Consider the following 6,805-nt stretch of genomic DNA (forward strand, 5'->3'; position numbering starts at 1 on the left):
TGCACGGATAAAGGAATGATTTAATTTGGCAAAGAAGAAGGCTCCCGAGGAGGGGGCGAAGAAGGTCAACAACCCCAACGTAATGGGCCTGCGGCCCGAGGTGCTGGAGCAGCCCATTACCGAGACGCTGGAGCTCAACTATATGCCCTACGCCATGAGCGTCATCGTCTCCCGGGCCATCCCGGAGATCGACGGGTTCAAGCCCTCCCACCGGAAGCTGCTGTACACTATGTATGAGATGGGCCTGCTCACCAAGCCCCGCACCAAGAGCGCCAATGTGGTGGGCCAAACCATGAAGCTGAACCCCCACGGCGACGCCGCCATTTACGACACCATGGTACGCCTCTCCCGGGGCTACGGCGCTCTGCTCCACCCCCTGGTGGACTCCAAGGGCAACTTTGGTAAGGTCTACTCCCGGGACATGGCCTGGGCAGCCAGCCGGTACACTGAGGTGCGGCTGGACCCCATCTGTGCCGAACTGTTCCGGGATATCGACCAGGACACGGTGGATTTTGTGGACAACTACGACGGCTCCATGCAGGAGCCCACGCTGTTGCCCACCACCTTCCCCAACGTGCTGGTGAGCGCCAATCAGGGCATCGCCGTAGGCATGGCCTCCAACCTGTGCGGCTTCAACCTGGCCGAGGTGTGCGACGCGGCGGCGGCCTATCTGAAAAATCCCCAGGTCAACCTGATGGAGTACCTGAAAGCCCCCGACTTCCCCACCGGCGGCCAGCTTTTGTATGACGAAGCCGCGTTAAGGCAGATCTACAACACCGGCCGGGGCTCTTTCCAGGTGCGGGCCAAGTGGCGCTATCTGAAAAGCGAAAACCTCATCGAGGTGTATGAGATCCCCTACACCACCACAGTGGAAGCCATTATGGACAAGGTGGCCGAGCTCATCAAGGCAGGCAAGATCAAAGAAATTGCCGACATGCGGGATGAGACCGACCTGAACGGCCTGAAGATTACCATCGACCTGAAGCGGGGCACCGATCCGGATAAGCTGATGGCCAAGTTGTTCCGCTCCACCACCCTCCAGGACGCCTGCTCCTGCAACTTCAACATCCTCATTGCCGGCATGCCCCGGGTGATGGGTGTGGGCGAGATTCTGGAAGAGTGGACGGGCTGGCGAATGGACGGTGTCCGTCGGCGCACCTACTACGTGATGAAGAAGAAGCAGGAAAAGCTCCACCTGCTGAAGGGCCTGAAAAAGATCCTGCTGGACATCGACCGGGCCATCAAGATCATCCGGGAGACCGAGGAGGACGCCGAGGTGGTACCCAACCTGATGATCGGCTTCGGCATCGACCAGATCCAGGCGGAATACGTGGCCGACATCAAACTGCGCAACATCAACAAGGAGTATATTCTAAAGCGCATTGAGGAAGTGGCGGGCCTGGAGGAGGAGATTGCTGACCTCCAGGATATCGTCAACAACCCCAGCCGCATTAAAAAGATCATCGCTCAGGAACTGGCGGCGGTGAAGAAGAAGTACGCCTCTCCCCGGCGCACCGAGATCGTCTACGATTACCAGACCGCCGCGGCGGAGGAGGCCGAGGACGAGACCCCCGACTACCCGGTGCATGTGTTCTGCTCCAAAGAGGGATACTTTAAGAAGATTACCCCTCAGTCCCTACGCATGAGCAGCGAGCAGAAATATAAGGAGGGGGACGGTCCCTTCCTGTACTGGGAGGGGAACAACCGGGACGAGCTGCTGGTATTCACCGACAAGCAGCAGTGCTACAAGACCCGGCTCAGTGATTTCGACGACGCCAAGGCCAGCGTGCTTGGCGACTTCCTGGCCACCAAGCTGGGCATGGACCCCGGCGAGAGCTTTGTATGGGCCTGCCTTACCTCCGACTACTCCGGCAGCCTGCTGTTCTTCTTTGAGAACGGCAAGGCGGCCCGGGTGGAACTGACTGCCTATCAGACCCAGACCCGCCGGAAGAAGCTGACCGGGGCCTACTCTGACAAGTCGCCTCTGGCCGCCGCTCTCCACATCAAAGAGGACTTGGAGCTGGCTGTGATCTCTACCGAGGGACGCTGCCTGGTGTTCCACACCTCCGCCCTCAATCCCAAGACCACCCGCTCCACCCAGGGTGTCAACGTGATGACCCTTAAGCCCAAGTGGAAGGTGGAGACCGCCCGTCCCCTTGCGGACACCACTATCGTCAATTCCGCCCGGTACCGGGCCCGGTCCCTCCCGGTGGCCGGTATGCTCCTGAAGGAGGAAGACCGGGGAGAACAGCAGCTTACCCTGCTGGAATGAGCCTGAAGGAGTCACGATATGAATTCCTTGTTGAAACGATATTTTATGCCCTATCTGTGGATCACCCTGGCCTCGGCAATCTATGCTCTGGGCTTCTGCTGGTGCTATGACCCCAACCAGATCGGCTTCGGCGGCATTACCGGCGTGGGACAGATCCTCAACCACTTTTTCCCCATCCTGCCCATAGGTACAGTGGTCATCCTTCTGAATATTCCTCTGTTTCTGCTGGGATGGCGTCTGCTGGGAGGACACCTGCTGGTCTCCTCTTTGTACGCCATGTTTGTCTCCTCAACGTTTATCGACCTGATCAACCTGTTCTTTACCTTTGATCCTATGGATCCCCTGCTGGCCTGCATCTTCGGCGGCGTGTCCATGGGCGGTTCCCTGGGTGTGGTTTTCCTCCAGGGAGCTACCACCGGCGGCACCGACCTGATCGCCCGACTGCTCAAGCTCAAGCTGGCCTGGCTGCCTATGGGCAAACTGCTGCTGGGCATTGATTTGGTGGTCATCGTAGCGGTGGCTCTGGCCTTCCGCAATCTGTACAGCGCCATGTACGGCGTGGTGGCCCTGTATATCTCCTCCCTGGTGATGGACGGAGTTCTCTATGGTATCGACAACGCCAAGGTAGCCTATATCATCAGCGACGCCTATGAACAGATCACCGATGCCATCATTCACGATATTGACCGGGGCGTCACCATTCTCCAGGGGCAGGGCGCCTACTCCGGCGCGGAAAAGAAGGTACTGATGGTGGCCTTCAAGCAGCGTCAGATCGTGGCTCTCAAGCGCACCGTTAAAGAGATCGACCCCGCAGCCTTTCTCATTGTGTGCGAGGCCCACGAGGTGCTGGGTGACGGATTCCGGGAATACAAGCAGAACGACCTTTAAAACGGATTGGAGGGGCGCTTTATGTACGATTTTTCAACGGTCAAGGCCAACCTGGAGGCTCGGGGCTTTGCAGTAAGCTGCTTTGCCACGGCAGAGGAGGCCATGGACTACCTGGACAGCAAGCTGGATGGCAGAACCATCGGTATCGGCGGGTCCATGACCATCCGGGATATGGGCCTGGACCAGCGGCTGGAACAGCACAACCAAGTGATCTGGCACTGGAAGGATGGCACCCTCCGGGACGCTGCCGGCACTCAGGTCTACCTCACCTCGGTGAATGGTCTGGCAGAAACCGGCGAGATTATCAACATTGACGGCACCGGAAACCGTGTGGCCTCCACCATCTTTGGGCATGAGGAAGTCTACTTCATCGTGGGCCGCAACAAACTGGCTGCCGACTACGGCAAGGCTCTGTGGCGGGCCCGGAACATCGCCTCTCCCAAGAACGCTCAGAGACTCGGAAGAAAAACTCCCTGTGCCGTCAAAGGCGACAAGTGCTACGACTGCAAGAGTCCTGAGCGCATCTGCCGTGCCCTTACTGTGCTGTGGGAGGCGCCTACCGGTATTGGCCGGTCGGAAGTGGTCCTCATTGACCAGGAGCTTGGATTTTAAGAGGAAAAGGAGGGGCTGGGTTGTGAAACGAGCCATTTTCTCTCTGGCGCTGTGCTGTGCCTTGCTCCTCTCCGGCTGCTCCTCCCTGCTGGATCGACCCTACGTAGCGGTGGAGCCCCATGTGGAACAGCCGGCGGTTGCCGGGGACTCCTCCACTCTTCAGGCAAATACTTATTCTGAGCTGGTGAACGCGGTACTCTTCCTGGTCTCTCAGGGGACAGAGGAGGGGATGATCCAACTCACTGACTACCGGGGCGAGGTGGAGGACGATCTGAACCGCGCCTGTGTGGAGGTCGCCAAAGATGACCCCCTGGGCGCTTATGCGGTGGATTTTATCAAAAACAGCTATACCCGGGTGCTGACCACCTATGAGGCTGTTATTTCCATCACCTACCGCCGCACTAAGGAGCAGGTGCAGAATATCGTGAACGTCACCAGCACCAGCGCCATCCGCAAGGAGGTGTCGGCTGCCTTGTCCGAATACCGGCCGGAACTGGTACTGCGGGTGGGCTATTTCACCGGCGGAACGGACTCCGTGGCCGATCTGGTGCGTCAGGCCTATTACGACGCACCTGCCTCCGCCATGGGCATGCCGGAGTGCACCGTCGCCCTCTACCCTGATACCGGCACCCAACGGATTGTGGAGATCCTGCTGACCTATCCGGAGGATGTGGAGACTATGCGCGCCAAGGCCACCCAGCTTCAGGAGAAAGTAGATTCCCTCTTTGCCTCCCTGAATCCCCAGCAGTACAGCGACGTGGAGCGGTTAAGCCGGCTGTTCACTCTACTTCCCCAGGCTGTGACCTATACGCCCGGCGGCGGTTCCACCGCCTGGGACGCCATCCTGGGCGATGGTGCCAACAGTGAAGGGCTGGCACTGGCTTTCCAGCTGCTGGCCGGTCAGATGGAGGTGGGCTCCACCCTGGTGGAAGGTACGCTGAACGGGAAGCCTCACTTCTGGAACCAGCTGACCAGCGACGGCGGCGCCCACTACGTAGACCTGTCCCGGGACCGGAACGGTACCACCTGGTCCGCCCAGGATTTGCTGGAGCTGGGCTACCTCTGGGACGGCGCTCCAAAAATTTAAGAAAAATCGAAAAAAATGCTTGACAGCGGCGGGTGCATTGGCTATAATATGATTCGTTGCTTGCAGGTGTAGCTCATCTGGTAGAGCGCCACCTTGCCAAGGTGGAGGTAGCGAGTTCGAGCCTCGTCACCTGCTCCAGAAAAACGGCACTCCGTATGGAGTGCCGTTTTTATTTTCATTTTTTATAAAAAAGGGAGAGCCTGCCTGCGCAGACTCTCCCTTTCCTTTTATTCCAAAGTCAGGTCGCCTTCCTTGATCCAGCCGATCTTTCTGAAAAAGAGACCGAACAGCCAGGTCAGCACGGCGGGGAGTATGAAGCAGATCAGCAACATTCCCAGCCAGTCAAAGCCGGTAATGGCCGCCTTGGCACCGGTAGCCACATCGTTTACCCAGCCGGCATACACACCGATGGGACCCACCATGCCGCAGGTGCCCATGCCGGACGCCACGCCGCCGGAGGGGTCGTTCATCTCAAAGTGGAACAGGCAGGTGGCAACGGGGCCGGTAACTGCCGAGGCCAGGATAGCAGGCAGCCAGATGCGCGGATTTTTCACAATATTGCCCATCTGGAGCATAGAGGTACCCAGGCCCTGGCTTACCAGGCCGCCCCACCTATTTTCCCGGAAGGACAGCACTGCAAAGCCCACCATGTTGGCGCAGCAGCCTGCCACCGCTGCGCCTCCTGCCAGGCCGGTAAGGCCGATGGCGGCGCAGATGGCAGCGGAGGAGATGGGCAAAGTGAGGGCCACACCAATGACCACCGACACCAGGATACCCATCCAGAAGGGCTGAAGAATGGTAGCCCACTTGACGAAATCTCCCACCGAGGAGGCCGCCGTGCCGATGGCGGGAGCCCACCATGCGGAGAGGAGCACACCGCTTAAAATGGTCACCAGCGGCGTGACCAGAATGTCGATCTTGGTCTCCTTACTGACGATCTTGCCCAGTTCAGCGGCAATGATGGCGATAAAGAGCACCGCCAGCGGACCGCCGGCTCCCTTTCCGCCGTCCAGGGTAGTGGAACCCAGAGCGTTGGCGGCATAACCCACCGTAGCCAGGGAAAAGAGCACCAGGGGAGGCGCCTTCAGGGCGTAGCCGATGGCGATGGCCATGGCCGCCCCGCTCATAGCGGAGGCGTAGGCTCCCACCTGCACCAGAAACGCGATCCCCAGCTGATCTCCCAGAGTGTCCAGAATGGTACCGATCAGCAGAGAACAAAACAAACCCTGGGCCATAGCCCCCAGGGCGTCAATGCCGTAGCGACGGGCGGAGATGACAACGTCCTTCCGCTTTAAAAATGCTTTGATGCCTTCCATATCCTTCTCTCTCCAGTCAAAAAAATAGGACATTACAGGTGTCTTGACACCTGTAATGTCCTATTATAGCGGCCGGAAAAAATTTGTCAATCCCCTTTTCGACCCTTTCGGTAGAGCACCACAGCCAGGATCACCCCGGCAGCCAGGATGACCAGCCCCACCACCAGGATCACCGTGGCGATGATAAGCGGGGTCTGAGCGCCCCGGTTCCAGCCGGGGCTGTCAAAGAAACCATCCCCAAGCAGGTTTCGGGTCATACTGAGGAAGGAATACCGGGCCAGGCCGCCTACCAGGGCAATACCTGCACCGCTGAGGGCGATGTACACACCGGCCAGCCAGCCGTACCGGCGGATGAGCCAGACCAGGCTTCCGAAGCCTCGGCGGGGATAATAGGGCGGCTCCGATGGGGGCGGAGACGGGGTTTCGACCTCCGGCTCTTTCGAGTTGAGCAGCTCATCGGTGGTCACGCCGAAGGCCTTGGCCAAGGCCACCAGTTTATCCACCTCGGGGGTGGCGTCTCCCGTTTCCCTTAGTTAAAGATATTGTTGGGTATCTCAAGATGTGTCATTCGATTTTGCCGATAAAGCGGTAGAAGATTTCCACTTCCTGTTCCCGGCTTCCGTCCTCACT

7 protein-coding genes and 1 tRNA gene are annotated in these 6,805 nt (G+C 58.8%); 5 read left to right on the top strand and 3 right to left on the bottom strand.

From position 1 onward, the window contains the following. Positions 1 to 25: 25 nt before the first annotated feature. The 5 genes from ACTNB1_RS12950 (at position 26) to ACTNB1_RS12970 (ending at position 4,997) form a co-directional block, all read left to right on the top strand. Positions 26 to 2,272: a DNA gyrase subunit A gene (locus tag ACTNB1_RS12950; RefSeq protein ID WP_441170023.1), complete on the top strand. Its 2,247-nt coding sequence runs from the start codon at positions 26 to 28 to the stop codon at positions 2,270 to 2,272. Between the two features lie 18 nt (positions 2,273 to 2,290). After that, positions 2,291 to 3,160 (top strand): YitT family protein, encoded by an 870-nt coding sequence (locus ACTNB1_RS12955; RefSeq protein WP_441170025.1) that lies wholly within the window; start codon positions 2,291 to 2,293, stop codon positions 3,158 to 3,160. A gap of 21 nt (positions 3,161 to 3,181) precedes the next feature. Beyond that, positions 3,182 to 3,772: a lactate utilization protein gene (locus ACTNB1_RS12960; protein WP_441170027.1), complete on the top strand. Its 591-nt coding sequence runs from the start codon at positions 3,182 to 3,184 to the stop codon at positions 3,770 to 3,772. Between the two features lie 22 nt (positions 3,773 to 3,794). Next, positions 3,795 to 4,859 (top strand): hypothetical protein, encoded by a 1,065-nt coding sequence (locus ACTNB1_RS12965; protein ID WP_441170029.1) that lies wholly within the window; start codon positions 3,795 to 3,797, stop codon positions 4,857 to 4,859. A 62-nt stretch (positions 4,860 to 4,921) separates the two neighbouring features. Continuing rightward, positions 4,922 to 4,997, top strand: a tRNA-Gly gene (locus ACTNB1_RS12970). 89 nt (positions 4,998 to 5,086) lie between these two features. Here the strand turns inward: ACTNB1_RS12970 and ACTNB1_RS12975 are convergent. The 3 genes from ACTNB1_RS12975 to ACTNB1_RS12985 form a co-directional block, all read right to left on the bottom strand. Further along, positions 5,087 to 6,175 (bottom strand): PTS transporter subunit IIC, encoded by a 1,089-nt coding sequence (locus ACTNB1_RS12975; protein ID WP_441170030.1) that lies wholly within the window; start codon positions 6,173 to 6,175, stop codon positions 5,087 to 5,089. A gap of 86 nt (positions 6,176 to 6,261) precedes the next feature. Beyond that, a complete protein-coding gene (locus ACTNB1_RS12980; RefSeq protein WP_441170031.1) occupies positions 6,262 to 6,678 on the bottom strand; it encodes a hypothetical protein in 417 nt (138 codons plus the stop codon). 61 nt (positions 6,679 to 6,739) lie between these two features. Beyond that, positions 6,740 to 6,805 (bottom strand): DUF4368 domain-containing protein (locus ACTNB1_RS12985; protein WP_216242606.1); only part of this gene is annotated, 66 nt, incomplete at its 5' end.

Source organism: Flavonifractor sp. HCP28S3_F3, from assembly GCF_052065355.1.
In the GTDB taxonomy this organism is placed as follows: Bacteria; Bacillota; Clostridia; order Oscillospirales; family Oscillospiraceae; genus Flavonifractor.